The 281-nt window shown below is 54.4% G+C and carries 1 tRNA gene and 1 rRNA gene; both read left to right on the top strand.

The features are described 5' to 3' along the window. Window positions 1-86: 86 nt before the first annotated feature. A tRNA-Thr gene (locus OGV80_RS00255) sits at window positions 87-162 on the top strand. A 38-nt stretch (window positions 163-200) separates the two neighbouring features. After that, window positions 201-281: ribosomal RNA gene (gene rrf / locus OGV80_RS00260) — 5S ribosomal RNA — on the top strand; the annotation flags it as partial.

Genomic DNA, 281 nt, shown 5'->3' on the forward strand with positions numbered 1-281 from the left:
CTCAGAAGTGAAACGCCGTAGCGCCGATGGTAGTGTGGGGTCTCCCCATGCGAGAGTAGGGAACTGCCAGGCATCAAATTTAGTGTGCTGATATGGCTCAGTTGGTAGAGCGCACCCTTGGTAAGGGTGAGGTCCCCAGTTCGACTCTGGGTATCAGCACCAGTTTTTCGTTTAAAGTTCGGCACTTAGAAAAGAATTTGTCTGGCGGCTGTAGCGCGGTGGTCCCACCTGACCCCATGCCGAACTCAGAAGTGAAACGCCGTAGCGCCGATGGTAGTGTG

The organism is Citrobacter sp. Ce119, from assembly GCF_030334525.1.
GTDB lineage: Bacteria > Pseudomonadota > Gammaproteobacteria > Enterobacterales > Enterobacteriaceae > Citrobacter > Citrobacter europaeus.